The organism is Flavobacterium araucananum (assembly GCF_002222055.1).
Lineage (GTDB): Bacteria > Bacteroidota > Bacteroidia > Flavobacteriales > Flavobacteriaceae > Flavobacterium > Flavobacterium araucananum.
In genome coordinates this window covers 19,576-42,350 of record NZ_MUGS01000057.1, presented here as the reverse complement: position 1 = coordinate 42,350, position 22,775 = coordinate 19,576, and the positions used below count along the sequence as shown (strand labels likewise).

Sequence of the window (22,775 nt, the reverse complement as noted above, 5' to 3'; positions counted from 1 at the left end):
AATTTATTTTATAAATAGTTGGGAAACTTCTTTCTAAGCAAAGAATAATCCGCATCGTTAAGCTCTTCTTTAAGCCATGTTTTAAGGGGTAATTTACTCCCGCCAATGGTATTGTAACCTAAAATTCGATTGTAATTCTTCAGCCCGAAAGCTTTATTGATAAGTCCAAACTGAGCCTGAGAAACACCTGTGAGGGTTTCAAAAATCAAAGTTTCATCTGTACCGTTATATCGGTTCATCGCCTCATAGAGTAAGGCTACTTTTTGACTGGCAGAGAAAACAGGAACTAAATTCACGTCTCCCTCATCGATATACTTCTTATTACCGCCTAAAAGAGATTTTCCGTTTTTATTGGTTTTAATTAAGAAATAAGCACCTAAACCTAAAATCACTACCGATGCAGTTACTATAATTACTTTTTTCTGTGTTGTCATCATTAGAAAAATCCTTTTATTAAAAATCTCAATTTGGTAATATCATCTTCTTTAAACTGATCCTGTAACCATTCTACTAAATTCATTTTGACAAGGGTGGCGCTTCTGCGCTCTCCGAATTCATTATAAACCCGTATGAATCCGTTGTGATTAAGTCCGGTTAAATTATTCTCAACTGTTTTGTAATTCGCTCCAAAACCAAGCAGTGCTGTATAAATCGCTTCGGCTCTTGCTTTAGCCTGCGTAACATTGATATTACTGGGTTTGTATCTTACATCTTCCTGAAGCTTAGAAAAACCTTTGAAGACTTTGTAATATATAACAGTCACTAAGCCACCAACGAGTAAAAATTTAAATAACGTGATCCCTGCGCTGATTCCCTGTTTTGCATTTTCCTGCGAATTGGCAATTGCTTTTTGCCCCTGTGGACTAGCCAGAACAGTTGCAACTACAGCAGGATTAGACAATCCTTTTTTTCTCATTTGATGTGGTTTTAGTTAGACAAAAAACCTTTTATCATTGGAAAATTGGTTTTGATCTGCATGATTGCTTTAGAACTTTTCGACAGTTCTGCAAGCTTTACAAGCACTTCGCTATCTAATTGAGCTAATTCATTAAGTGCCTTGGTTTTTGCTTTAACCTCAAAAGGGTTAATAGTCTTGATATCTATTTCGACAGTAGTTTTTACGCTTCCCATAATTGGTGTTTTTTTAATAATTGTGCGAGTTCGGTTGAAAATTCAGTATTTGTATTAAGTCCCTTATTGATGCTATCCAGTACATTTACAACAGTATCGTCAATGCTTTGCAAAGCCGTTGCAAAGTGTTGTTTGGCTTCACTGGAATAGGTTTCCATCGGTGCAGCTAATCCCGCAACGGGTGCAACTCCTTTAAAAGCGGCTAATAATGCAGGAGCGTTTTGGACTGCTCCCTGAACTGCGCCCCACAAACCGCTCTCTTTGTCTGCATTGTATTTTGATAACAGTTGCTCTTCTCTGATGTCTTCATACTTCTTTTTGTATTCCTTGTTTTCTGCCTTTAAAGTTTCTACTTCCGTAAAAAGTCTTGAAGCGTCATTCTTGGCAACCATAAGGTTCATAATGTCAAGAGTTCCCAATCCGAAAGAATTAGAAAAAACATCTGCCTGCGGGGCTTTGACTTGTTGTACCGGAACTGGTGCAGCCTGATTCTCTTTAGAGAAATTCACTTCAAATGATTTTCCGTCCACTTTGTAAGAACTTCCGTTTTTGCGTTTTAAAGAAAGACTTAAACGACGATGCCCTTTAGCAAATAAGGATTCAAAGAAATCTTCTGCGCTTTGGTATTCTTGTATAATTTCAGCATGGGTTTTGTTACGAAAAAGAAATGAATTAGTGTCCAAATCAAAAACAGAGACTGCCGAATAAGAATCGGTATTTAGTTTTTCTATTAAGTTGTCTAATTCTTGCATTTGATTAACTTTTTATAAATAATATTGATCTCTTTTTCTCTCCAGCTAAATGTCGATAATTCCTCTATACTGCCTTTGTTTGGGGTATCAAAGCGAATGTCTAAATCAATCTTTGAAATCGTGCCGTCAGGAGGAACTAAAACGAAGCTTTCTTTACTTGCAACTTCAAAATCATTGATAAAGACACTAAGAATACCGTTATTTCTAACTTGCAGAGTAGTTACATTCTCAATGGTGATTTCTTTGTCTTGCGTTAGTTTAAAAAAAACAACTCCTGTATTAATTTTTATAATGTCTTGTACCATTTGATTTTATTTTAAAGACAAGTGTCAGAATTAATTTTATACATCAAAATCAAATGAAAATAGGTGTCTTTTATAACTGCCTGAGTAGTTTTTGCTTTGAATGTAAAGGTTTTAGATTCCGTCTCGAAAAACAAAGGCTTGTAACTGTCTTCAAATCCTGCTCCTTCTCGACGTTTCCAGTGATCTACGTGTGTGGGTTTTGAAAATGCTACACCGCTATCATCAAAAATGCCATATTCTGCAAAATTGTCTATATCGGTATGATTGGTGTGTAATTCCGCTCCCAGAACAAAACCAGTTTCTAATGCTGTGGTGAGTAAAACTTCCGTTTCTCCAGCTGCGAGTTTTAAATTGATAACCTTTTCTCTTACTGCCATGTGTTGTATGATTAAAAAAAGCCGTAACTACTTACGTTTACGGCTTTTATTATGATTAATAAACCTTTATTATTATCGTTTTGCTTGGTGAACTCTGAATTCGAAACGAACATTGGTATCTGACGCAGCAGTTACAGAAACTCCTTTCGGGTATTCGATTTCGATCTCAAACTCCAAATTGGAACGAATTAAAGGTGAAGTAGAAATACTTCTGAAAAAATTCGTTGTATCTCCTAACAAATCGGTCATTGGCATGTCAATCAAGACATTTCCATCTTGTTTGATTCGCAGCTCTGCATTTAAAAAAGCACCATCAAACAATTTGTTTGAATTGATGTTGGTGTTATCCCAAGTTTCATTCTTAAGGGTAGCGCTTCCAGTACCTCTAAGTACTCTGATGCTGTCAATGATGTAATCTCTGCCTGCATTTAATTTGTTACCGTCAATATTGGTAACACCAACTTCACGTTTGGTATTCACATCGACAATTCCAACAGTACCCGCTTGTCCTTTGATAGCAACATTCAAATACAAGGTTTTGTCTGTTAATTCTACCTGACCCACTCTTGGAACTGCTCCGTTTCTTTTAGCCTTAATTGTCGCAACCGCTGACGCTAATTCTGATCTTCTGCTCATTGTAATTGTTTTTTGATTGATGATTGATAATTTACACAAACCTTTTACGGCTTTGTGTTATTGTTTTTTTGACTTTTTATTGGTAAAGCTCATGCAACAAAGCTTCTTCTTCTGCGCCATGTAAACCGTGCTCTTCTTCTCCGTACACTTCTGCTTCTGCTCCGTGCAAGCCTTCCTCGTCCAAGTATTCATACTCGGCACCGTTTAAACCTTCCTCGGTATGGAAAACGTTTCCTGCTTCATCCATGAAAGTACCGTTTAAACCCTGCTCGTCAATTTCATATACATGACCATCGCCACCCATAAACTGACCGTTTAAACCCTCATCGTAAGGACAGGCTAAACCTATTGCACCTTTTGCAAACAACGTTCCTTTTCCAGTTCCTGTGAGTTTTGAACTCAGGTGTTTATCGGATACTTTTTTCACTGCAAGTAAGGCTTGCACCACTGTACTTCCCATTAACGCCCCTCTGAGCAAATTGTCTTTTGTGCTTGCGCCTCTTACTTTAGTTGCGCCAAAGGCTGATGCAGCGGCAAGAACAATGTTCATAATTGGGCTTTCTGACTGAGGTAATAATGTACTCGCTCCATTTGATAGCATACCGCCAACAATTCCTCCTCCAATGACTACTACTTCTTTATTCATTTGTGATTAATTTTGATTATTAATTATTCTTTGTGGCAAAATAGATCCCGCCACCTAAAACCACTGCTCCTAAAACATACAGCATTGTATTATTCTTTGCAGGAGTTACGGGCTGTATTTGTTCTACAGTAGCCATCTTTGCAGAGGAAACTGCTTTTACCGGAGTAAGTTCCCCCACGGGTTGACTATCGGCCAGGACACTCTCAGAGGATTCGCTGTAGCTGCTTTGGCTTTGTTCTGCGGGCAATGCAGTTGCAAAAGATGCCGCAGTAATAGCATTTACGGGTTCAATTTCCGCTCTTGGCTGATTCTGCACCGCACTTACTACTTTTCTTCCAAGTTTGGTTTTAGAAAGGGCAACACCTTTTCTAACGGCTTTAGACTTTGCAACTCTATTGACAAGCTTACCACCTTTAGAACTTAAAAGTTTTGAAGCCACACCGCCACCAACAGGGATAAAGCCTGCTGCAATGGGAGCAGCGAATTTGGTCACCTTAACTGCGTTTTTCAAACTGACATCCTTAAGCCTGATTTTCTTTAAAAAGGACTTTCCTAATCCCGTTTCCTGTTCATTAATTATTATCATACTTCATTGTTTAATTAGATTCCTTTAAAAATAAAACCCCTAATAATGCACCAATTCCTAAATAGACAGGAAGATTAGAACTTTTCTTTGCAACGATTGTTGTTTTCTTTGCAATGCCTTTGCGGTTTGTTTTGGGAGCATTTAGCCCAAAGTGAGGTAAATTGACCTCTGTGTCATGTGCCATAATGTGAATAGGTTCTCGGTTAGTACTGGTTGTTCCGTCTATAATAAAATAGCCTTGTTTGATATCGCCTGATTCTTGATTAAGTGGTACAACCACATAAACATGTGTGTACAGATCAGGTCGAAAACTCGGTTGTTTGATTTGCCTGATGTAGTGCCTAATACCCATATTGACAAGTAAAGAACTTGCAAAAATCGAATACGTCTTACAGTCAACACCTTCTGCACGCTGTTTAAACGCACAGGCTGGACTTCTAAGCATTTGTTCTACTCCATCGGCTTTATACTGAATATGATTGTACAAAAACCAATAAATCCGATCACACGTTTCTTTCAATGAACTTTGTTGCAACAGCTTTGCAACTTCCTTTGTCTGATGGTTATACTTTATAACCATTTGTTTTATCATTTTGACAGTATCAAAAGTATTACCGTTGCCCAGATTAGTCTTATCACAGCTAACCTGTGGAAACAACGGCTCATACTCCTGACCGCCTAAGATGTTCCTTTGTAACAAGTTATCAATATCCATTTATCTCATTTTCGTTCTTGTATTAGGTTGTTAGGCTTTTCGATTACAAATATTAGAATCTTATGATGATGCCCTGAAAGATTGACAAGGGAGCGTCTGATTATCAAAGTATAAAGTAGCTTTGCAAAGGTTTTGCAAAGGAATTGTAAAACCTTTGTGAAGAATGCTAATTTCTTTCTGTAGCGTGTCAATCTATGCCAACTCTTTCAATAATTTTGTAGCTATTAGAAAAATCTAATTAAATAAAAAATATTTCTTACAAAAAAATAATCTCTATTTCAAGTAAAAAAATAATTGTAGTAAAATATACCTTATATTAGCTTTAAGAAAAGTCAATTATATGATGCAAAGTCAGCTAAAAAAACTTTATTATTGATATTTTATGATAAATACAATGTAACAACAGCTAGATAAGCTAGAAGATTGCAAGATATTTTTAACCCCTAAGAAGATTTAAATTATGAAGAAAACTGTATTTTTAAAAACTTGTTTAACAAAAGCAATAATGTTAATTCTAGTATTATTTTTGTCAAATTGTCAAGAAAGGGAAGACCCAATACAAGAAAATAATCATACAGCCTCAGAAATTCATAAAGTCAAAGTAAATGATTATTGGAATCAATTAAAATTAAACTCCAATGAGGAACAATTATCTATAATTGAAGAATTATCAACTGCAATTGATATCAATAGTTTAAAAATATATGATTTAAGAACGACAGAAAAACTACTAATTGCAGATGCTAAATCATTACAGGGATTAGACGGAATTACTAAAGTTATTTTTTATCTAAATGAAAATAAAATAGTACGTTCAAATATTGTAACATTAAAAACTAATGAAACTAATAGAAATTACGATAATGTTATTAGCGCTGTATTAAATGCAGATAAAATAGGTTTTAACTATTCGGGTGAAATTACTTTTTTAAGTCTCTCAAAAACAAAACTGTTATATAATAAATATGATCAGGGTAAAATAATCGAAAATGCAACCTTAAGCCCTACTCGCAAAGGTCAGAGAACTGGCAAAACACAAGCAAGCTGTGTTGAATATTGGTATATAATAAGATATGGAGGAGAAATTATTAGCCAGGTTCTTTTGTTCACAATCTGTGATTGCAGCGGCGGCGGCGGTGGCGGTGGCGAGGAAGCTTCTAAAATGAGCAATTGTGACAATGGTGGAACCATATTTTTAGGTGGATCAGGTGCATCATCTTCTACTTCATACAAGCCAAATCTTCCCTTACACCCAGTCCAGAATCAAGTTTATAGATTTACTGATCCTGATGGTGTAAGTACCGACTATATCTTTAATACTCTCACAAATTCTTGGCAAATTTTGCAGGTTATGCTTCCTAATATTATAATTGCTAATAACAGGGATAATTATGGCATTTTAGATTACCAATTTCCTGTTAATAATCAAAAAGTGTTCGACCCCAATACCCGCATATTCTATACGTATGAGCAAGGCTCAGATTCTTGGATTGGAATTCCGGCAACTAATCTACTGATTGCTCAAGACATTGAAAAAAGAATAGATGACTCTCAACTTGATCCTTGTCCAAAAGCAGTTTTGAATAAATTAAAAAATGCTACAAATTGTGATATTGCTAATGTATTTACAAAATTGAATGCTAATAATGTATACAATGTTAATATTATTTCTGGAGACGCAGGAAATAAGCCAGCATATACTAGTAGAAGTAGTAAAAACAACTTTACTACCATTCTAAATAATAAAGCTTATACTTCTTCTACACAATTGTATAAAGCTGCTAATATATTGCATGAGATAACGCACGCGTTTTTTTTGACTTTAGTTGAGGATTATTATGGTTCAGATAATCCTGCTGTATTTAATGAATTTCCAGTACTTTTTCAGGCTTATGTAAATATAAAATATCCCCAACAAACAGAAGATAAACAGCACTTAGAAATGGCTAATAATTATGTAGAAGCTATTGGCGCAGCTTTACAGGAATTTCAAACAGGAGTTTCTTTAGCAAATGGAGTAAAACCAGATCAAATCTATACCGATCTAGCTTGGGGAGGATTAAGAGAAGCCCCTATTTATGAAAAAACATTTCCAACTGGAACTGCAGAAAGATTGAGAATTGATAATAGACTAGCTGCCGAGCAAACTGGTCATGCAATAGGCGAAGGTACTGCACAACAACAAACCCCAATGGGCAAACCTTGTAATTAAACAGATTATGAAAAAAATATTATATGTATTTATTATATCTCAGTTTATTTTTAGTTGTTCTGCAAGTAAAGATCAAAATGCTCCTATTAATGATTATATTTCAAGTTTAGATTTAAAAGATTCAGATAAGATCATGCTTATTCAGGAAAAAATCAATAATAATGTAACTATTGAAATCTTCAAGGGAAATATTTACTATGAGCCATATACAAATAAATATGAAAGAAACGAAGGACTAAATGAGCCTTTATATGATAAGAAAGACTGGGAGAAAATGAAAACCAAATATGAAAATAACTATATTAAAGACCAATGGATAAAAGGAGATTATTGGACTTTAAAAGATTTCAAACATCAAAATATTATTTTTATAAAACAAGAAAAATTTCCTAATCCCGGCAAATATGAAAAATTTGATTTTCAAGAAAACTACAAGGTTTTTTCATTCTCAAATGTAATATATTATAAACATAAAAAGTACGCTGTATTTACTATCAAGTCAACAACAACTGACTATAAAAATATCGATAAAAGTTCTGTATTAATTTTGACAAAAATTGGTGGTAAATGGACTGTCTTCTTAGATGTAGGAGACGGTATCTATAGATAATCGAAGCCTTTGAAAAAATCAAGGTTAGTAAAAGTGATTATTATTACAGAATTACCATAAGTATGGGACTATTTACCTTTAGGAACTCCTTGTAAAAAATAATATCATGAAACAGTTAATAAAAACATTTCTATTAATTCCTTTTTTCGTTTTATCATGTGCCAGCGCACAATATATAAAAAGTTATGAACCTGTCAATGTATTTTTAGAAACACAAAAACTCAACAAGAATAAAAATTACATTCTGCAAAGTGATAAGGCTGCAAATAAACAGGCTTTAAAAATTTTTAATAGCGGCGAAGGACTTGATCATATTTTAGATCCTAAGAATCATTTCGATTATACAGATGGTTTATTTGTTGAGAAACATTGGAAAAAAATGTATGAGGAGTATGCTCAGGATACGATAAAAAAATATTGGAAAAAAGAAGATTTTCCTGAATTTGATTTTTTACTAGAATATAAAAAAGGTTTATTAGGATCGGCATTTTATGACAAATACATGAATACCGGCATAGAGTATGTTTTAATTATATCTGAACCAATGTATTATATGGATAAAAAATACATCATGTTTTATTTCAATAAAGCATCTTTTTTCGGCAGTAATCAACCACAAGTGGTAATTATGAAAAAAGAAAAAGAAAAATGGGTTGTTGTAAGAGTAATTGGAGATTATGCATTTTATTAAATTTTACCTTAGAAACAACTTAATTATCGAGAAGTTTGTTGGCGCAATTCCAGATTGATAGCAACAATACACTCTTCTGGTCTTGTTATACGAATATGAAAAAAATATTATACACATTTATTATATCACAATTTCTTTGTAATTGTGTTTTAGGTCAGAAAAAGAATTTGAATACGATTTCAAAAGATGGCTTACTGCGGGGTGGTATGAATAAAATAGATAATTTACAAACAACTGAAGATGTTCTTAAATTTGCAAAAACTATAAATCCTGCTTTTGCACACGGGAACTTCGGAGAATTACAGATAAAGCCCACCGATTTAATTATTAAGGAATTAAATAATTGTGACCTATATAAAATTTGGAATATTCAAAATTGGCAAAAAATTGACCTTAATAACGATAACAAAACTGATTTAATTTTTACAGGTTACTGGTATGGCACTTATTATCAATATGCTATAATAGAATCAAAATTAAGTCAGTATGAGTTATTTACTTTGACAAATAACATAGACTATTTCTGTAAAATTGTAAAACCTATAATTGTAAACAATAAAAATGAGTTGCTGGTTAACAATTATAAAACAGATCCTGAAACTATATTCAAGAGACAAATTATTCATTTTACTGATACTCTAACATATAAATTTAATTCTTTCATAGAAATGAATAAGAAAGTAATTAATTATGATATAGAATATATAAAATTTACTTCTGATAACAATTTTGAAATTGAGATTGATAACAATCAAAATGCTCATTATACTTGCTTAGACACCTTGAATATTTCAAATTTAAAGGATAACTATTACAAAGGAGAGTCAAGAAAAAAAATTGATAAGGTTATCTTTAAAGAAATGAGTGAACTACTTGAATATATTAATATTCAGGATTTGCCAAACGAGTATACTCTAGATGGCTACGATTTTCCTACAGTATGGCTTGAAATTAAATTTAAAAATGGCAGTGTCAAAAAAATAAAAGATTACGGCTACCAAGGAACTTATGGCCTAAATTCAATATATAATAAGATGACAAATATAGCATTAGAAATAGATTGGAACTATTAATTATAATCCATTTGATTAATTATTTAGAAAGTTAGAGTCTGAAAATTTTACAGAAAATACAGATTATTAAAACATATCAATACTTAAAAACTTCGATATTACTTTTGACAAAAATTGGGGGCAAATGGACTGTCTTCATAGATGCGATAGACGGTATTTATAGATAATCGAAGCCTTTGAACAAGACATAGAATGATATTCTTAGATAGAAATTTTATTTTACAAGACAACAAAAAGACATTTTTTACAGCATTGTAAAAAATGTCTTTTTGTTATTTTACTTGAAAGTTATTTTGACTGAAAATCAATTTTAAGCCTACTTCTTATAAGAAAAGTATATTTGTCTTTCCCTTCGTCTAATATCTTCTTAAATAGCTTTATTTTAATTTCTTCGTCGAGTAAATATTTTGAAAGTTTGTTTGCAGAGGTTAATTTGGTATTTTTAACGTCATTTACTTTAGGATTCTCTAAGACTCGGATAATGAAGTTTCGATTTATGAGTGCATTTGTGGGATTGTCGGATTTCTTTGCCATTGATTCTAAAATTGATTTTGCAATTTTCTTATTTTGAATTCTTCTTCTCGGTGATCTTGAAGCATGATTTTTAATTCATCTGAAAGAACATAACCGTCAGGTTTGCCATTTCTGTCCATAAAAATAATTAGCTCCTTTGTTGAAATGTTTTTGGCAAAAAGTCTTGCACCCTCTGTTGCATTTTTACGGGTTTCCTTTAATATTTCATGAATCTCTTTTCGGATATAATCTGCCGAAAATTGGCTTATAAATAAGTCCTGCAACTGGGCTTTGTTTCGTATATAATTTAAAGTTTTTAAGTTCATAAATTTGGGTTTGCTAGTTATTCAATATTTTATTTACTAATTATTTTTGATTGATAATTGAGTCTTATTTTGCCTTCTTTAGAAACTCGTTTAGCTCATTGATCTTTTTTGAAGCTGATTTAAAAAAATCAATTTTAGAATCTAATAGTTCCATTTTTTCTTGCTTCAATTTTATAATTCGATTCAATCTTTCAATTTCCTTTTGTTGTTCCAAATAACTGTCTAATGCAAAAAATAATATCTCGGGAGTAGTCTTAAAATTTTGTTCTTTACCAACCTTTTCAAGTTGTTTTTGTTGCAACACTGTAAAACTTCTTATGTAAGTGCTTTTCTTTATCATGTTGTTGAATTGTAGATTTTTTTTGAATAGATCCGCAGCTGCAGTTTGTCCAGGTTCTCAAAAAAATCTACTTTTTTAAAGGTTAGTTATGTGTTTATGAATTTGGCTGAAATATTTTCTTGATATGAATTTTTCTTTTGCATTACTTGACTCGTAGTCATTACAACATTGAAGTAAAATAATTGCTTCATAAATTTTAAGTTTCAGATTTGAAAATGATTTAGTCTGATTTTCAATCTTTGTTCTTATCCTGAAAAAAATACTTGTAGTAATATCCACGAACAGAATGTTATTGAAATAAGCATTATCAACTTTGCTATTTTGTAATTTATTTAATGCTTTTTGACGTAATTGAGCAACAACATTTTGAAGTATTAAAAAATCTTCCTGATCAATTTTTTTTAGCGTTATGGTTGTCATAATCTTTTTGTTGCAATTAAATTACCATTCTCATAAAACTGAACTACATTAGTAATTTTGGCTAAAGCGTGTTTTTCAAAACGTCTTAGCATACTCGTTACTACAGATTCAGTATTACGTTTATTTTGATTGATTGGCGACCACCAAACGGCATTTTTTTCTTTAGTCTTGGTAAGGATTACCATTTTAATTTTAGATTGTTCTGGGGCAAATACTGGCATAGTTAAAAATTGGTTAGGTTAAAACTCAGATAAATTATATTTCAAAAAATCATCATCAAAAATTACTCGTTGGCTTATTTTTAATGACTTCTCTAAAATCATTTGTGGTAACTTTTCTAAAAATTCAGCAGGTAAATTCTTCTCTACATAATCATACAATTGTGGCATTGTAATTTTATCTTTAAAGAATCGATTTACTTCATTCTCGAATTTCTTTGCATGGTTAATTGTTGCTTTTCTTCGAACTCCATCAGCTTCAAGCTTCTTTTTCAAAACCTCGTATTTTGCCTTAGATTTTAAATGCTCACTATATTTTAATTTCGTGTATTCAAATCCTACTTCTTTTGCATTTTTTCGTGTCATATCAAAATAATCAGAAGGAAACAAAGGAGTTACATTGCTATTTTTCGCAAACCATTTTCTAGCCCACTCAATTCGCCAACGTAGTTCATGAATATCATCGACGATAGATTGTTTATTAAAAGAATCACCAGTAAAGGCTATAAATTTATTTTGCATATAAAAATTGACAGCTTTTTTCCAAGAACCTGCATAAGGAGTGCTGTTTCTATAAATTTTAGATATGCTTTTGAAAAAGTCCTGAATTACCAATTCTCTAAAATTCTCTTTTGACATTGTTCCGGAATATGCTTCTTTAAACAAAACTCTAAGATCAATAGGCTTATAATTGTCGTATTCGTGACTACTAAGGTTTAGAGCCAGTTCTTGCGGGTGAATTATCAGATTTTCAAGCTTTTCAGATAATGTATTTAAAACTTTAACATTTTTCACCCCGTCCCCCTCTGAATTTTCTGTATTGCAGGCTCGTGTTCTTGTAAAAAACAAATTAAGAGGCGTGACCGAAGGGAACTCCTTATCATGAGAAATGTTCTTAACATTCTCATTCATTTGATATTCATTTAAATCTGTTCTTGTATTCTCATTGTTATCAGGTAAAACTTTCCCGTTTTCAGAAGTAACACATTGATTTTCAGTAGTTTTTAATTTTGAAGTTTTGAGATCAAAAACCGTCAAAATCCTAGTATTTATATGTACTTCTACTGGTCTATTTTGCCCTGAAAAATGATAATCGACAAATACACCGCATTCCTCTAAACGTTGTCTGTGATTGCGTACAGTCTTCTTGCATAGATCTAAACTGGTTACACCGTTACGCTGCAATGCAGTTACTAAAAATGAGTTAATTTTAAATTCTTCAATTGGTCTTACTGCTGTAACTCCCAATCTAATGTATTGTTCATTACGCTTCATAAGTTGCGAATTATAAAGATGTAGTAGGTTTTGAAACACCAATTCTGTAGCATATTTTACGGTTTGAATTTTCCTTTTCTCTATAATCAAACCGTGATCTTTCATAAAGGCATCTGCTTGCTCGTTAAAAGCTCTAGGTTTTAGCGATCTGCTTTTAAATAGAAAAATTTTAGAAAATTCTCTCTGTACATCTGACAAAGTATTTTTACTTAAAAATGACCTAACAGAATCATTATGTTTTTCTGTTAGATCATTTTCAGCATTAGTCTTAAAATTATAAGAAGCAATATACTTTCTATAGCTATCCATAGTCGCACTAAATGCTTCCATACTAATTGCAGGATAAACAGCCATGATGCGATTTTCAGGTTGCAATGAAGTTGCAACGACAATTGCAATGTTATTTTCTACTGCTTTCTTTTCGATTTTATTACCAAAACCAAAAAGGTTAGATGCTAACGAAAAAACCTTACTATCTACTTTCTGTTTATTCATAAATTACTTTTTTTTCTAATAACCTTTCAGCATCGGACGCAAAACGCCCGAATGCATCTAGGAATTTTCAGCATTTGCTGGACGTATTTTTATGCTCTTTTTTTATTGAATTGAGTTGCTAAAAGTCTTTCAGTAACACTTTCAAGTGTCCAATTATCTAAGACAGTTTGTTTTTTAGCTTTCTTAGGTAATGGCTTTCCAAACTCATTATCAATACAAACAGCAAGCTCTTTCAATTCCTCTGGGGAAAGAAAAATCTTTGCATTGTTGAATATTGATAATACCTTTGGATTCATTTGAATTTATTTTTTTGAAAGCTTTTTACGTTTTAAAGCCATTGCCTTTTTTGCTTTTATTGTCTTGTTCACTAATTGCATAATTGTCAATTCTACGGTTTCATTTTCACGAAAACCATTTGTTATCATACGGATACTATCGACAGAGAAGTCTTTATTTTTTTCATTTCTAATACCTAATTTTTTAAATACGGCATCACTTTAGGTGTATACTGATGTCCTAACATTTCAATAATTAGTTTTTTCTCTTTTTTAGAAATCATATCTCTAGCTGTATTTGATAATTGTACTCATTTTGCAATTCTTTAATATCCCGATTTTGTAAATCATTGTCAAATGGCACAAAAACAGTTTTTAAGTTCGAACTAAATCTTACATTCGCTCTTCTTAATTTCTGATGCAAACGGTATCGTCTATTCTCTCTTGATGTTCTTACGGTTTTCCGTAAAGTTTGGCACTTGTTTTTCATTACTTTTGTACATTATGATTCCTACAAAAAATTAAAACATTTGCAATGCGATTTTTACTACCTTCGTAGTTATATGTATTTCGAACCGTAGTAACACATCTGTTATGTTTGAATGAAACAAATGTAATTACATTTTGAATACAAATATACAATTTTGAGTACATTTTACAAATAATTTTTATGAATCAAGACAAGTCACTGATTTTAAATAAGTTAAAAAATCACTATTCTTTTAAAAAAGATAGTGACTTCGCTAGGTTTTTAGAGATAAAACCACAAACGTTAGCTTCTTGGTATTCAAGAGGTACTTTTGATATTGACATTTTGTACGCAAAATGCAATAATATTTCGGCAGACTTTTTATTAACTGGAAATGGCGAAATGTTTCGAGGAATAGAAATACCTACTGAAAACGCAAAAAATTTAGTAGAAAAGATGAGACTCCTAGAAGAACAAAATCAATTATTAAGGGAGGGTAAAGAACAACTACAAGAAATAATTGTACTCTATAAAGAAAAAATACAAAATTTAGAAAATCTTTTAAACGTAAACACAGAGAAAAGTCGAACCGCATAAATCTATGCGGGTAGTTTGGAATAAAGAATCATGTTTAATATTGTTTTTAATATTATTTTTTGGACTGTATCAGTTAACTGCCCCAATCAAAATAAGAAACCATAATCAAAGCTTACAAAATTTTAAAAGATATAAAAACAGACGAGAATCGTATTAAAATAAAATTGCATAAACGGATTAAATGAAAAAATTTATTTGGATTATATCAATTGTTGGACTATTATTTATGTTATTTCCTATTTCAGTTTTTATCATAAACTTTAGTAAACATAAGATATCAAATGATATTACTCAGTGGGGATCGTTTGGCGATTATATTGGAGGAACTCTGAATACAATCATAGCTCTTGCTAGTCTAATAATACTAGCATACCTGACACACATAGTAAACGTAAACTCAAGTGAACATAATAAAAATGTCAATTTACTTTTAAGAAAATTAGATAGCTATGAGAAAATATCAATCTATTTGATGCAAATAAGACAGAATAAATTTAAGTTATATCAAGAACTAGCATATATAGAAGGAGCTATTGCAAGAGATCAAAATGCAGATTTAAACAGTTATATTGAAGAAATGCAAGTGAACTTAGTTTTTTATAAAAATCTTTTTTATTTAATTGATTCGTTTAGTTTAATGCATGGTCATTTATATAAATATGATTTTAATTCAAATGATTTTAAACAGCTACAACAACATTCTAACATCACATACACTTACATAGAAGAAATACTAAAAAGAATATCAACTAAAAATTTACCCTTTCCTAGAAAAGAAGATAAAGAAATATTTTTCACAAGACTGGAACAGAATTTCACCACATTTTTAGAAAAATTACATCTTGAACTTAAGTAAAAGCTACTTTAAACTTTCAAATACAAACAGAACACTCAAACGAACACGATTTATCTTTTTTTTAATCAAAAAAAGCTTTTTAAAACATCACAATAAGGGGGGTAAGATTCACTTTCAGATTCATAACCCTGAGGTCACGGGTTCAACTCCCGTCCTCGCTACAAAATAAAAAAACACCACTGAAAAGTTGGTGTTTTTTTCGTTTATAAAACATTTTGCATGGAAGAATTTGTCGTCTATATTCTTTATTCTGAAAGATTTAATAAAAATTATACCGGATTTACCTCCAACTTAATTGAAAGAATTAAATCTCATAATTACTTTTCTACAGCAGGTACCCTAACGCTTTTAATACTAGAGTATTTGATTAAAGAAGCGCTGTCATCACCATTATCGTTCCAAACGCATTCTTTTGACCCCCAAAAGAAACTATGAAAGACCGAATCATCCTTTATTAGCTTTTTATATTTTTTCTTATCTTTACCTTTACTGTTTCCAGTGCATAATACTATCCAATCATCTTTTTCTACTTCAAGATCTGGAAAGAAAAAAATATGACGAAACTCATTTGAAACTTCTTCACTATCATCAAAGGTTCGGTCAACTATAGCATATCCCTCTAGACTAGTGTTAGCAGTTGCTCTAAGCCATACAAACTCATCATCTGGGTCTTTAGCATTCTTGACGCTACGCAAACTTATACTCATATAAATATTTTTTTTTAGATTATATAAGCAAATATCTTATTATAGATTAAAAATGCAACCCGTATTTTTACGCTTTTTAAGAATCTAACACATAAAACATTAGTTTATAATCAGATCTACAGTTGCCGTTTGCCAAGATATTGAAATAAGTCTGCTATTGTAAAACAACAAAATACAAAGTGCAAATATCCTATAACACTTTGTGTTTTTTTAATCAATTAGCTGTTAAAAAAAGTATAGCTTTACCAAACAGCTATTAAAGTGTGTAATACACATTAATCTTAAAATAATACGGCTGTATAACAATTAAGAAACCAAGTTCAGATAAAATATGTTAGCGCCTAAAAAAATACTTTATTTTATATTATACTTTTTCATACTACTAAATCCTTTTTTTTGTGAAAGCCAAACTGTCTTACAGAATATTGCATCCAGAAAAACCGAATCACTTAATGGCAAATGGCAAGCTATTATAGATCCAACAAATGTTGGGGACTGGCGACAGATATGGCTGGAAAAAAAACCGGAAAAGAAAACAGATTTTATAGAATATTCTTTTGATGGCAGTCCGCTACTAAATGTCCCTGGAGATTTTAATACCCAAATGCCCGAAATAACGTATCTCGAAGGCGTGGTTTGGTACAAAAAGGTTTTCACTTATAATAAAACAGCCAACAAGCGTTATTTTATTCATTTTGGTGCCGTTAATTATGTTGCCACGGTATATCTTAACGGAAAATTTCTTGGCAGCCATGAAGGTGGTTTTACTCCTTTTCAGTTTGAGATAACCGATCTGGCATCTAATGGTAACAATAGTCTGATTGTAAAAGTAAATAATCAACGGTTAAAAGACGGTTTACCTGGTCTTGGTTACGACTGGTTTAATTATGGAGGAATTACCCGCGATGTAAACCTTGTAGCTACTCCCGACTCTTTTATTGAAGATTATTTTATTCAGCTAAAAAAGTCATCCGTAAAAGAAGTGCAAGGATGGGTACAACTAAAAGGTACTACTACTGCACAAACCATAAAGGTAAAGATTCCTGAATTAGGGATTAACTTTATCACTAAAACTGACAACAACGGTAAAGCTGCAATACATTTTTCGTCAAAATTTAAATTATGGTCGCCTGAAAACCCAAAACTATACGAGGTTATTATTGAGAGTGAAACAGATTCTGTCAGGGATGAAATTGGCTTTCGCACTATCGAAACCAAAGGCACGGAAATCTTACTTAACGGGAAACCGATATTTTTAAAAGGGACCAACATACACGAAGAAAATCCACTTACTGCAGCAAAGGCTTTTTCAGAGTCTGATGCTTTAATTTTACTTAGCTGGGCAAAAGAACTGGGGTGCAATTTTGTTCGTTTAGCGCATTATCCTCACAATGAGTATATGGTAAAAATGGCCGAAAAAATGGGATTGATGGTATGGGACGAATTGCCCGTTTATCAACATATTGAATTTGCTACTCCGGGTGTTACCGATAAAATGGAAACAATGCTTAAAGAAATGATCGCACGGGATAAAAACCGATGCAGTGTTTTTATCTGGAGTATCTCTAACGAAACCTATTCTACAACTGCCAATCGTAATGAAGCCCTGATAGATCTCTCTAAAAAATGCAGAGCGATAGATGACACCAGATTGATAACATCTGTAATCAATAATCAGGGATATAGTAATAATATATTGGATGTCAATGATCCTCTATACAATTATTTTGATGTTATATCTTTAAACGAATACATTGGCTGGTATGTACCCTGGCAAGGTAAACCGCAGGATACAAAATGGAAACTGGTCGCAAACAAACCTGTTATAATATCCGAATTTGGCGGCGAAGCACTTTATGCCAGTCATTACGGACCAACTGACGAAGCAGCATACTGGACTGAAGAATATCAGGAACAAATTTATAAAGACCAGATTGCCATGTTTAAGACGGCCCCCAACTTGGCCGGTGTTTGCCCGTGGATTCTTGTAGACTATCGATCGCTTGGCAGGATGCATCCTATATACCAAAACGGATGGAATCGCAAAGGCTTACTCTCAGACCGAGGCGATAAAAAAAAGGCATGGTACATTTTGCAGGACTATTATAAATCTATTCCTGAAAAGAAATAAGATTACTCACTTATGGTTTTTAATTTTGTTGCTCCAAATCCGTAATTTATTCCAAAGAGAGAAAACAGATTATTCACTTCTCCAAAATTTTTCCCGTAGCTGCCTGTTAAATAAAGACCATCACTTATTTTATACTGCATCATAAAAACGTTTCTATTGGTACTTTCAAGAGCAGAATCATTGTATTTTCTATTGATATGCTCAAAAGACAAAGAAAAATCTTTTACAGTATAATCTACTTTTATCCCAAAATCAAAAGCATTTTGTCGTTTAAAGAGACCTGTAACCTCATCTGTCAATATGTTATCACTTATATATTTGCCTAAAAAAATTGCCGATAAATTGTCATTTAACTTCTCTTTATCAATACTAAACAAATTAAATGAAGCATTTATCCAGACACCACTTCTATTAAACCTTCGTTTTGCTGTAGTGTTATCTGCAAAAGCCTCACTATAAGCAAAAGCTCCATCTACTTGTATAAGCGGAAGTTGATCTAGTTCTTTTAAATAATAATTGATCGAATCATCTTTTTTTACAGCGTCCAGAATAACGTCATTTGCCTGCTTTTCGATAGCACTGATTAAGAGTTCTAATTTTACTGAATCTTTGATGTTGCTTTCTAACGAACTGATAAAAAGATTCTTTTTAGTTTCGTCTTGTTCTTCGGCAATTGCTTTTTTCAAATTGATGATATCTGTTTTTTTTACCCGGAGCAAAGATTCTAAAGAATCTGTAGACACCTTTTTGGGTATTAGCTTTACAAATTTATTCGAAAACCCTACTAAGGCTGCTTTTATCTTATCATTTTGATCACGGCTTCTATACGTAAAAAGGTTTGTTCTTAAACCAAAAGACAAATAGTTTGTTTTGGCCAATAAACTTCCACTTGTAGTATCACTATAAACAGAGGCAATAGAAACACTTAACTTATTGAGTATGCCGGAAAAGTTATTTGCACGTCCTTTTTCGTCTTCAATATTCAAATATTTATGAACGCTCGCATTACGATCTTTAAAGTACCAATAAGGCGAGAATTCTAAGGCAAAATTCTTAGGAATAGCATTTTTATCATTTGCCAAACTCAAAAGTGTAGCGCCTAAAGCCTTTGGATTTAAAGGTTTTTCTATTGAAGAGGGTGATACATCCAAAATTTGAAAACCAGGGGAATCCGGAGTTTTCAAATTTTCAATTTTAACCGTTTGGGCCTGCAAAAAACTAAAACTTAATAATGCCAGAATTAATAAAAAGTTATTTTTCATAATTAGATGTTTACCAGATCAATTCTTTTTATTCCTGATATAAGTTCGCCATTAGAACTCTTACTCTTTTCTCCCGCTAGTAATTTAATGGGATTGGTCTGACCTACTTTGCCGTAATATAAATAGTAATTGATCTCTAAATTTTCATAACAACTCCCCCATGCTGTTTTTGGGATTTTTGACAATAAAATATAGGTTTCAATTTTTATCGTCGAATTATTGAGATTTATATCGATCCCAATATCTCTGTCACTAATTAATCCGGCTCCATTTGTAGAGTTTCCTTTGTTTATAATTGTACCGTCAGACAAAAATAATTTTACCTCAGTAGTAGCAATTCCGGGAGTCGTTACCGTTACTGTGAGACTTAATTCTTTTCCGCTTTTTCCTATATGATAAACTTCATTAGCCATAATTCAAAATTTAAAATACTACCTACTCTACAATGCTCTTTTCGGTTTCCGAGATTTTTATAATTTTTAACTGTTCGTATATATAATCAATAATCTGTTTATCCTTCATTCTTCTCTTCATCTCATTATCATCTAAACACAACAACCTGATAATTAAACTGAAATAGCTGTTTTTAAAATTCAAGGTGGTTTCTTTAGCGATTAACACATGAAATATAAAAGTTAAAAGATACTTAAAAAACACTTATTAGTGCCAATTTTTTTAAGAATATTTTTCTTAGTTTTAACCTGCAAAAAGACTTGTCGACGGATCAGGAACATTACGTCTAAAACTAACGAGGAGTATTACCAAAGTTATTAGGCATGGTTGATTTTACGGACTAAAAAAACAAATAAAAATGGCAAATCAATTCAGCGAAATTATCAAGAAAGCTTATACTGCTTTTAACGAAAGAAACATTGACAATGCATTATCTACAATGCAGCCCGATGTGCAATGGTCAAAAGCCTGGGAAGGTGGCTACATAAGCGGACACAAGGAAATCAAGGAATATTGGACCCGACAATGGACTGAAATAAATCCGAAAGTGGAACCCGTTGGTTTTAACGAAAGAGAGAACGGAAGCCTGGAAGTTAGCGTATATCAAAATGTAAAAGACCTGCAGGACAATATCGTTTTTGACGGAATAGTAAAACACATTTACTCTTTTGAGAACGGATTAATAAAAACAATGGATATTGAATTGGCAGAAAATAATTAATTTTGCCTTTTATAATTTCTTTCAAACTTCTGAAACTATTGAAGGGAATAATGAATAATAAAATAGCAGTTCGATAAAAAATAAAATCATGTCAATAAAACAAGAATCTGAATTAATAGGAATGCAAAAGATAAGTGAGGCTGTGGCGTATACTTTGAAGGAAATGAGAAACTTTGCCAAAGCAGGAATGACAACAAAGGAATTAGACGAATATGGCGGAAAAATCCTGAACGATTTAGGCGCAAAATCAGCACCATATTTAACGTATGGTTTTCCGGGATGGACTTGCATTAGCGTAAATAATGAATTTTGTCACGGTATTCCGTCTGATAAGAGAATCTTAAACGAAGGTGATTTAATTAATATCGATGTTTCGGCAGAATTAGATGGTTTTTGGTCGGACAACGGAGGATCGTTTGTGATTGGCGAAGATAAAAACGGACATCAAAAATTGGTTGATGCTTCAAAGGATATTTTACAAAAAGCAATAGACAATATAAAAGGTGGGGTAAAAATTTCTGAGATTGGATATCTTATAGAAACAGAAGCCAAAAAGAGAGGCTACAAAGTCATTAAAAATCTGGGTGGACATGGTATTGGCAGAAGTTTACACGAACAGCCAGATGAATTATTAAACTATAAAAACCGATTTGACCAAAGGCGTTTTAAAAAGGATTCGGTTGTAGCAATTGAAACTTTTATAGCTACATCTTCCTCTCTTGCGGTAGAACTTAAGGATGGTTGGACTATGGTGGGTAATAAAGGCGGACACATGGCGCAGCACGAACATACGATTGTAGTTACCAACGGCAAACCTATCATTTTGACAGAGATGAACGGAATCTGGAATTAAAATCCGGTGAAAGATTAGAAATATAAAAAAGAGGCTTTGACTGCCTCTTTTTGTTTCTTGTATAATTATCTTTATACAGCACTTTATCTCATAAAATACAATGGAATCACTAAGAGCTATTTTTACCGAAGTACTGGGGCTAAACGATGCTCTTTTTGAAGAATTTCATAAAGAACTGCACCTTAAAACGCTAAAGAAAAAAGAATTTTTAATTCAGGAAGGTACTGTTTGTGATTTTATTGCCATAGTAATTTCAGGAACATTAAGATCTTATGTTCAAAATAATGATGGGGAGTTTAACAATGATTTTTATCTTGAAAATAGCTTTGCAAGTGCTTATACAAGCTTTTTGACACAAATGCCTACAAACTGCAATATCGAAGCATTGAGCAACTCACAAGTATACACCATCACACACAAACAGTTTAATGCTTTAATCGAAAAAGACACCGGTTTTTTAAAACTGGCAAAATACATCTCTGATAATTACTTTATCAGAAAGTGCAAAAGAGAAACCTCTTTCCTGAAAAACTCTGCTGCCGAAAGATTGCAAATGATTAGAGTACTTTATCCGGGCATCGAGCAAAAGGTACCTCAATATCATATCGCTTCGTATTTAGGTATTAAACCGGAATCATTAAGCCGAATCAAACTCTTAACCTACATCAATAAATAATGTTCTGGTTATACAGAGCTTTGTACTTCATTAATTTAAAATATTTGAAGTATGCCTGTAATCAATTTAAAAATAAGCGGCGAACAAAATCCTGCTTTAGCCAAAGAATTAGCCCACACCATTAGCAAACTTACCAAAGAGGTATTAAACAAAAAACCCGAAGTTACGGTGGTAACGGTTTCCTTTGTGTCAAACGATCTGTGGTTTATAAATTCAGAATCCCTGACGGAATTAAAGACCAATAGTTTTTATCTTACCCTTAAGATTTCTGACTCTACCAATCTAAAAGAGGACAAAGCCCAATATATCGATGCCGTTCATGAAGCCTTGCTTTTGCGTCTGGGCAAACTGCATCCGGTAAGCTATACCGCTATCGAAGAAATGAAAGCTGATGCATATGGTTATGACGGATTAACGATTGAATATAAATGGATTAACAATCGTAAAAAATAGA

The 22,775-nt window shown here is 32.4% G+C and carries 31 protein-coding genes and 1 pseudogene; 12 read left to right on the top strand and 20 right to left on the bottom strand.

The annotated features are described in order from the left end of the window. Window positions 1–8 precede the first annotated feature (8 nt). The 10 genes from B0A64_RS20895 to B0A64_RS20850 all read right to left on the bottom strand — a co-directional run bounded on the left by B0A64_RS20895 (window position 9) and on the right by B0A64_RS20850 (window position 5,148). Window positions 9–437, bottom strand: a complete 429-nt coding sequence (locus B0A64_RS20895; protein ID WP_123875938.1) for a hypothetical protein — start codon at window positions 435–437, stop codon at window positions 9–11. Next, entirely contained in the window at window positions 437–916 is a 480-nt protein-coding gene (locus tag B0A64_RS20890) for a hypothetical protein (RefSeq protein WP_089481423.1), read from the bottom strand. The genes B0A64_RS20895 and B0A64_RS20890 overlap by 1 nt, the downstream gene beginning before the upstream one ends. An 11-nt stretch (window positions 917–927) precedes the next feature. Next, window positions 928–1,131: a hypothetical protein gene (locus B0A64_RS20885; protein WP_089481422.1), complete on the bottom strand. Its 204-nt coding sequence runs from the start codon at window positions 1,129–1,131 to the stop codon at window positions 928–930. Next, on the bottom strand, window positions 1,119–1,883 hold the full coding sequence (locus tag B0A64_RS20880; RefSeq protein WP_089481421.1) for a hypothetical protein: 765 nt from the start codon (window positions 1,881–1,883) through the stop codon (window positions 1,119–1,121). The genes B0A64_RS20885 and B0A64_RS20880 overlap by 13 nt, the downstream gene beginning before the upstream one ends. Further along, entirely contained in the window at window positions 1,871–2,188 is a 318-nt protein-coding gene (locus tag B0A64_RS20875) for a hypothetical protein (RefSeq protein WP_089481420.1), read from the bottom strand. The genes B0A64_RS20880 and B0A64_RS20875 overlap by 13 nt, the downstream gene beginning before the upstream one ends. 11 nt (window positions 2,189–2,199) lie before the next feature. Next, a complete protein-coding gene (locus tag B0A64_RS20870; RefSeq protein WP_089481419.1) occupies window positions 2,200–2,565 on the bottom strand; it encodes a hypothetical protein in 366 nt (121 codons plus the stop codon). Window positions 2,566–2,637: 72 nt separating this feature from the next. Beyond that, entirely contained in the window at window positions 2,638–3,201 is a 564-nt protein-coding gene (locus B0A64_RS20865; protein ID WP_089481418.1) for a hypothetical protein, read from the bottom strand. Between the two features lie 76 nt (window positions 3,202–3,277). Continuing rightward, the gene (locus B0A64_RS20860) at window positions 3,278–3,847 is read right to left on the bottom strand and encodes a hypothetical protein (RefSeq protein ID WP_089481417.1); all 570 of its coding nucleotides are present in this window, start codon (window positions 3,845–3,847) and stop codon (window positions 3,278–3,280) included. Window positions 3,848–3,866: 19 nt separating this feature from the next. Further along, window positions 3,867–4,433: a hypothetical protein gene (locus B0A64_RS20855; RefSeq protein WP_089481416.1), complete on the bottom strand. Its 567-nt coding sequence runs from the start codon at window positions 4,431–4,433 to the stop codon at window positions 3,867–3,869. Between the two features lie 10 nt (window positions 4,434–4,443). After that, window positions 4,444–5,148, bottom strand: a complete 705-nt coding sequence (locus B0A64_RS20850; RefSeq protein ID WP_089481415.1) for a transglutaminase-like domain-containing protein — start codon at window positions 5,146–5,148, stop codon at window positions 4,444–4,446. Window positions 5,149–5,608: 460 nt separating this feature from the next. Between B0A64_RS20850 and B0A64_RS20845 the strand changes: the two genes are divergently transcribed. The 4 genes from B0A64_RS20845 (at window position 5,609) to B0A64_RS20830 (ending at window position 9,734) form a co-directional block, all read left to right on the top strand. Next, a complete protein-coding gene (locus B0A64_RS20845) occupies window positions 5,609–7,360 on the top strand; it encodes a hypothetical protein (RefSeq protein WP_089481414.1) in 1,752 nt (583 codons plus the stop codon). Window positions 7,361–7,367: 7 nt separating this feature from the next. Next, a complete protein-coding gene (locus tag B0A64_RS20840) occupies window positions 7,368–7,970 on the top strand; it encodes a hypothetical protein (RefSeq protein ID WP_089481413.1) in 603 nt (200 codons plus the stop codon). A 106-nt stretch (window positions 7,971–8,076) separates the two neighbouring features. Next, the gene (locus B0A64_RS20835) at window positions 8,077–8,661 is read left to right on the top strand and encodes a hypothetical protein (RefSeq protein ID WP_089481412.1); all 585 of its coding nucleotides are present in this window, start codon (window positions 8,077–8,079) and stop codon (window positions 8,659–8,661) included. A gap of 95 nt (window positions 8,662–8,756) precedes the next feature. Then, a complete protein-coding gene (locus B0A64_RS20830; RefSeq protein WP_109746209.1) occupies window positions 8,757–9,734 on the top strand; it encodes a DUF6438 domain-containing protein in 978 nt (325 codons plus the stop codon). 288 nt (window positions 9,735–10,022) lie between these two features. Here the strand turns inward: B0A64_RS20830 and B0A64_RS20825 are convergent, their stop codons facing one another. The 7 genes from B0A64_RS20825 to B0A64_RS20795 all read right to left on the bottom strand — a co-directional run bounded on the left by B0A64_RS20825 (window position 10,023) and on the right by B0A64_RS20795 (window position 13,617). Beyond that, the gene (locus B0A64_RS20825) at window positions 10,023–10,268 is read right to left on the bottom strand and encodes a hypothetical protein (protein WP_089481410.1); all 246 of its coding nucleotides are present in this window, start codon (window positions 10,266–10,268) and stop codon (window positions 10,023–10,025) included. A 5-nt stretch (window positions 10,269–10,273) separates the two neighbouring features. Continuing rightward, complete coding sequence (locus tag B0A64_RS20820; protein WP_089481409.1) at window positions 10,274–10,573, bottom strand: hypothetical protein; 300 nt, start codon at window positions 10,571–10,573, stop codon at window positions 10,274–10,276. Window positions 10,574–10,637: 64 nt separating this feature from the next. Then, window positions 10,638–10,913, bottom strand: coding sequence for a hypothetical protein (locus tag B0A64_RS20815; protein ID WP_089481408.1), 276 nt, complete (start codon window positions 10,911–10,913; stop codon window positions 10,638–10,640). Window positions 10,914–10,988: 75 nt separating this feature from the next. After that, the gene (locus tag B0A64_RS20810) at window positions 10,989–11,333 is read right to left on the bottom strand and encodes a hypothetical protein (RefSeq protein WP_089481407.1); all 345 of its coding nucleotides are present in this window, start codon (window positions 11,331–11,333) and stop codon (window positions 10,989–10,991) included. Further along, window positions 11,330–11,554: a hypothetical protein gene (locus B0A64_RS20805; protein WP_089481406.1), complete on the bottom strand. Its 225-nt coding sequence runs from the start codon at window positions 11,552–11,554 to the stop codon at window positions 11,330–11,332. The genes B0A64_RS20810 and B0A64_RS20805 overlap by 4 nt, the downstream gene beginning before the upstream one ends. 18 nt (window positions 11,555–11,572) lie before the next feature. Then, on the bottom strand, window positions 11,573–13,321 hold the full coding sequence (locus B0A64_RS20800; protein WP_089481405.1) for a hypothetical protein: 1,749 nt from the start codon (window positions 13,319–13,321) through the stop codon (window positions 11,573–11,575). A gap of 89 nt (window positions 13,322–13,410) precedes the next feature. Next, window positions 13,411–13,617 (bottom strand): hypothetical protein, encoded by a 207-nt coding sequence (locus B0A64_RS20795; protein WP_089481404.1) that lies wholly within the window; start codon window positions 13,615–13,617, stop codon window positions 13,411–13,413. Window positions 13,618–14,266: 649 nt separating this feature from the next. Between B0A64_RS20795 and B0A64_RS20785 the strand changes: the two genes are divergently transcribed. From B0A64_RS20785 to B0A64_RS25625, 3 genes and pseudogenes are all read left to right on the top strand, one after another. After that, on the top strand, window positions 14,267–14,662 hold the full coding sequence (locus tag B0A64_RS20785) for a helix-turn-helix domain-containing protein (protein ID WP_089481402.1): 396 nt from the start codon (window positions 14,267–14,269) through the stop codon (window positions 14,660–14,662). Between the two features lie 181 nt (window positions 14,663–14,843). Continuing rightward, complete coding sequence (locus tag B0A64_RS20780) at window positions 14,844–15,518, top strand: hypothetical protein (protein ID WP_089481401.1); 675 nt, start codon at window positions 14,844–14,846, stop codon at window positions 15,516–15,518. Window positions 15,519–15,737: 219 nt separating this feature from the next. After that, window positions 15,738–15,806: pseudogene (locus B0A64_RS25625) on the top strand (GIY-YIG nuclease family protein); the annotation flags it as partial. A 29-nt stretch (window positions 15,807–15,835) separates the two neighbouring features. On the opposite strand, the gene B0A64_RS25620 reads toward B0A64_RS25625, so the two are convergent. Continuing rightward, window positions 15,836–16,225, bottom strand: coding sequence for a hypothetical protein (locus B0A64_RS25620; RefSeq protein ID WP_244285461.1), 390 nt, complete (start codon window positions 16,223–16,225; stop codon window positions 15,836–15,838). A 331-nt stretch (window positions 16,226–16,556) separates the two neighbouring features. Between B0A64_RS25620 and B0A64_RS20770 the strand changes: the two genes are divergently transcribed. Then, window positions 16,557–18,356: a glycoside hydrolase family 2 protein gene (locus B0A64_RS20770; RefSeq protein WP_089481399.1), complete on the top strand. Its 1,800-nt coding sequence runs from the start codon at window positions 16,557–16,559 to the stop codon at window positions 18,354–18,356. 2 nt (window positions 18,357–18,358) lie between these two features. Here B0A64_RS20770 and B0A64_RS20765 read toward each other — a convergent pair whose 3' ends face one another. Together B0A64_RS20765 and B0A64_RS20760 are read right to left on the bottom strand one after the other, a co-directional pair. Beyond that, window positions 18,359–19,618, bottom strand: a complete 1,260-nt coding sequence (locus tag B0A64_RS20765) for a hypothetical protein (RefSeq protein WP_089481398.1) — start codon at window positions 19,616–19,618, stop codon at window positions 18,359–18,361. A 2-nt stretch (window positions 19,619–19,620) separates the two neighbouring features. Further along, window positions 19,621–20,031, bottom strand: coding sequence for a hypothetical protein (locus B0A64_RS20760; RefSeq protein WP_089481397.1), 411 nt, complete (start codon window positions 20,029–20,031; stop codon window positions 19,621–19,623). 398 nt (window positions 20,032–20,429) lie between these two features. Between B0A64_RS20760 and B0A64_RS20755 the strand changes: the two genes are divergently transcribed. The 4 genes from B0A64_RS20755 (at window position 20,430) to B0A64_RS20740 (ending at window position 22,774) form a co-directional block, all read left to right on the top strand. Further along, entirely contained in the window at window positions 20,430–20,792 is a 363-nt protein-coding gene (locus tag B0A64_RS20755; RefSeq protein WP_089481396.1) for a nuclear transport factor 2 family protein, read from the top strand. A gap of 88 nt (window positions 20,793–20,880) precedes the next feature. After that, window positions 20,881–21,645, top strand: a complete 765-nt coding sequence (gene map / locus B0A64_RS20750; protein WP_089481395.1) for a type I methionyl aminopeptidase — start codon at window positions 20,881–20,883, stop codon at window positions 21,643–21,645. Window positions 21,646–21,745: 100 nt separating this feature from the next. Next, window positions 21,746–22,321, top strand: a complete 576-nt coding sequence (locus B0A64_RS20745; RefSeq protein WP_089481394.1) for a Crp/Fnr family transcriptional regulator — start codon at window positions 21,746–21,748, stop codon at window positions 22,319–22,321. 51 nt (window positions 22,322–22,372) lie between these two features. Further along, window positions 22,373–22,774: a tautomerase family protein gene (locus B0A64_RS20740; RefSeq protein ID WP_089481393.1), complete on the top strand. Its 402-nt coding sequence runs from the start codon at window positions 22,373–22,375 to the stop codon at window positions 22,772–22,774. The last annotated feature ends 1 nt before the right edge of the window (window position 22,775 follow it).

Coding starts and splice junctions, on each gene's coding strand:
- B0A64_RS20895 (WP_123875938.1), bottom strand. CDS start 437: ATGATGACAACACAGAAAAAAGTAATTATAGTAACTGCATCGGTAGTG.
- B0A64_RS20890 (WP_089481423.1), bottom strand. CDS start 916: ATGAGAAAAAAAGGATTGTCTAATCCTGCTGTAGTTGCAACTGTTCTG.
- B0A64_RS20885 (WP_089481422.1), bottom strand. CDS start 1,131: ATGGGAAGCGTAAAAACTACTGTCGAAATAGATATCAAGACTATTAAC.
- B0A64_RS20880 (WP_089481421.1), bottom strand. CDS start 1,883: ATGCAAGAATTAGACAACTTAATAGAAAAACTAAATACCGATTCTTAT.
- B0A64_RS20875 (WP_089481420.1), bottom strand. CDS start 2,188: ATGGTACAAGACATTATAAAAATTAATACAGGAGTTGTTTTTTTTAAA.
- B0A64_RS20870 (WP_089481419.1), bottom strand. CDS start 2,565: ATGGCAGTAAGAGAAAAGGTTATCAATTTAAAACTCGCAGCTGGAGAA.
- B0A64_RS20865 (WP_089481418.1), bottom strand. CDS start 3,201: ATGAGCAGAAGATCAGAATTAGCGTCAGCGGTTGCGACAATTAAGGCT.
- B0A64_RS20860 (WP_089481417.1), bottom strand. CDS start 3,847: ATGAATAAAGAAGTAGTAGTCATTGGAGGAGGAATTGTTGGCGGTATG.
- B0A64_RS20855 (WP_089481416.1), bottom strand. CDS start 4,433: ATGATAATAATTAATGAACAGGAAACGGGATTAGGAAAGTCCTTTTTA.
- B0A64_RS20850 (WP_089481415.1), bottom strand. CDS start 5,148: ATGGATATTGATAACTTGTTACAAAGGAACATCTTAGGCGGTCAGGAG.
- B0A64_RS20845 (WP_089481414.1), top strand. CDS start 5,609: ATGAAGAAAACTGTATTTTTAAAAACTTGTTTAACAAAAGCAATAATG.
- B0A64_RS20840 (WP_089481413.1), top strand. CDS start 7,368: ATGAAAAAAATATTATATGTATTTATTATATCTCAGTTTATTTTTAGT.
- B0A64_RS20835 (WP_089481412.1), top strand. CDS start 8,077: ATGAAACAGTTAATAAAAACATTTCTATTAATTCCTTTTTTCGTTTTA.
- B0A64_RS20830 (WP_109746209.1), top strand. CDS start 8,757: ATGAAAAAAATATTATACACATTTATTATATCACAATTTCTTTGTAAT.
- B0A64_RS20825 (WP_089481410.1), bottom strand. CDS start 10,268: ATGGCAAAGAAATCCGACAATCCCACAAATGCACTCATAAATCGAAAC.
- B0A64_RS20820 (WP_089481409.1), bottom strand. CDS start 10,573: ATGAACTTAAAAACTTTAAATTATATACGAAACAAAGCCCAGTTGCAG.
- B0A64_RS20815 (WP_089481408.1), bottom strand. CDS start 10,913: ATGATAAAGAAAAGCACTTACATAAGAAGTTTTACAGTGTTGCAACAA.
- B0A64_RS20810 (WP_089481407.1), bottom strand. CDS start 11,333: ATGACAACCATAACGCTAAAAAAAATTGATCAGGAAGATTTTTTAATA.
- B0A64_RS20805 (WP_089481406.1), bottom strand. CDS start 11,554: ATGCCAGTATTTGCCCCAGAACAATCTAAAATTAAAATGGTAATCCTT.
- B0A64_RS20800 (WP_089481405.1), bottom strand. CDS start 13,321: ATGAATAAACAGAAAGTAGATAGTAAGGTTTTTTCGTTAGCATCTAAC.
- B0A64_RS20795 (WP_089481404.1), bottom strand. CDS start 13,617: ATGAATCCAAAGGTATTATCAATATTCAACAATGCAAAGATTTTTCTT.
- B0A64_RS20785 (WP_089481402.1), top strand. CDS start 14,267: ATGAATCAAGACAAGTCACTGATTTTAAATAAGTTAAAAAATCACTAT.
- B0A64_RS20780 (WP_089481401.1), top strand. CDS start 14,844: ATGAAAAAATTTATTTGGATTATATCAATTGTTGGACTATTATTTATG.
- B0A64_RS25620 (WP_244285461.1), bottom strand. CDS start 16,225: ATGAGTATAAGTTTGCGTAGCGTCAAGAATGCTAAAGACCCAGATGAT.
- B0A64_RS20770 (WP_089481399.1), top strand. CDS start 16,557: ATGTTAGCGCCTAAAAAAATACTTTATTTTATATTATACTTTTTCATA.
- B0A64_RS20765 (WP_089481398.1), bottom strand. CDS start 19,618: ATGAAAAATAACTTTTTATTAATTCTGGCATTATTAAGTTTTAGTTTT.
- B0A64_RS20760 (WP_089481397.1), bottom strand. CDS start 20,031: ATGGCTAATGAAGTTTATCATATAGGAAAAAGCGGAAAAGAATTAAGT.
- B0A64_RS20755 (WP_089481396.1), top strand. CDS start 20,430: ATGGCAAATCAATTCAGCGAAATTATCAAGAAAGCTTATACTGCTTTT.
- map (WP_089481395.1), top strand. CDS start 20,881: ATGTCAATAAAACAAGAATCTGAATTAATAGGAATGCAAAAGATAAGT.
- B0A64_RS20745 (WP_089481394.1), top strand. CDS start 21,746: ATGGAATCACTAAGAGCTATTTTTACCGAAGTACTGGGGCTAAACGAT.
- B0A64_RS20740 (WP_089481393.1), top strand. CDS start 22,373: ATGCCTGTAATCAATTTAAAAATAAGCGGCGAACAAAATCCTGCTTTA.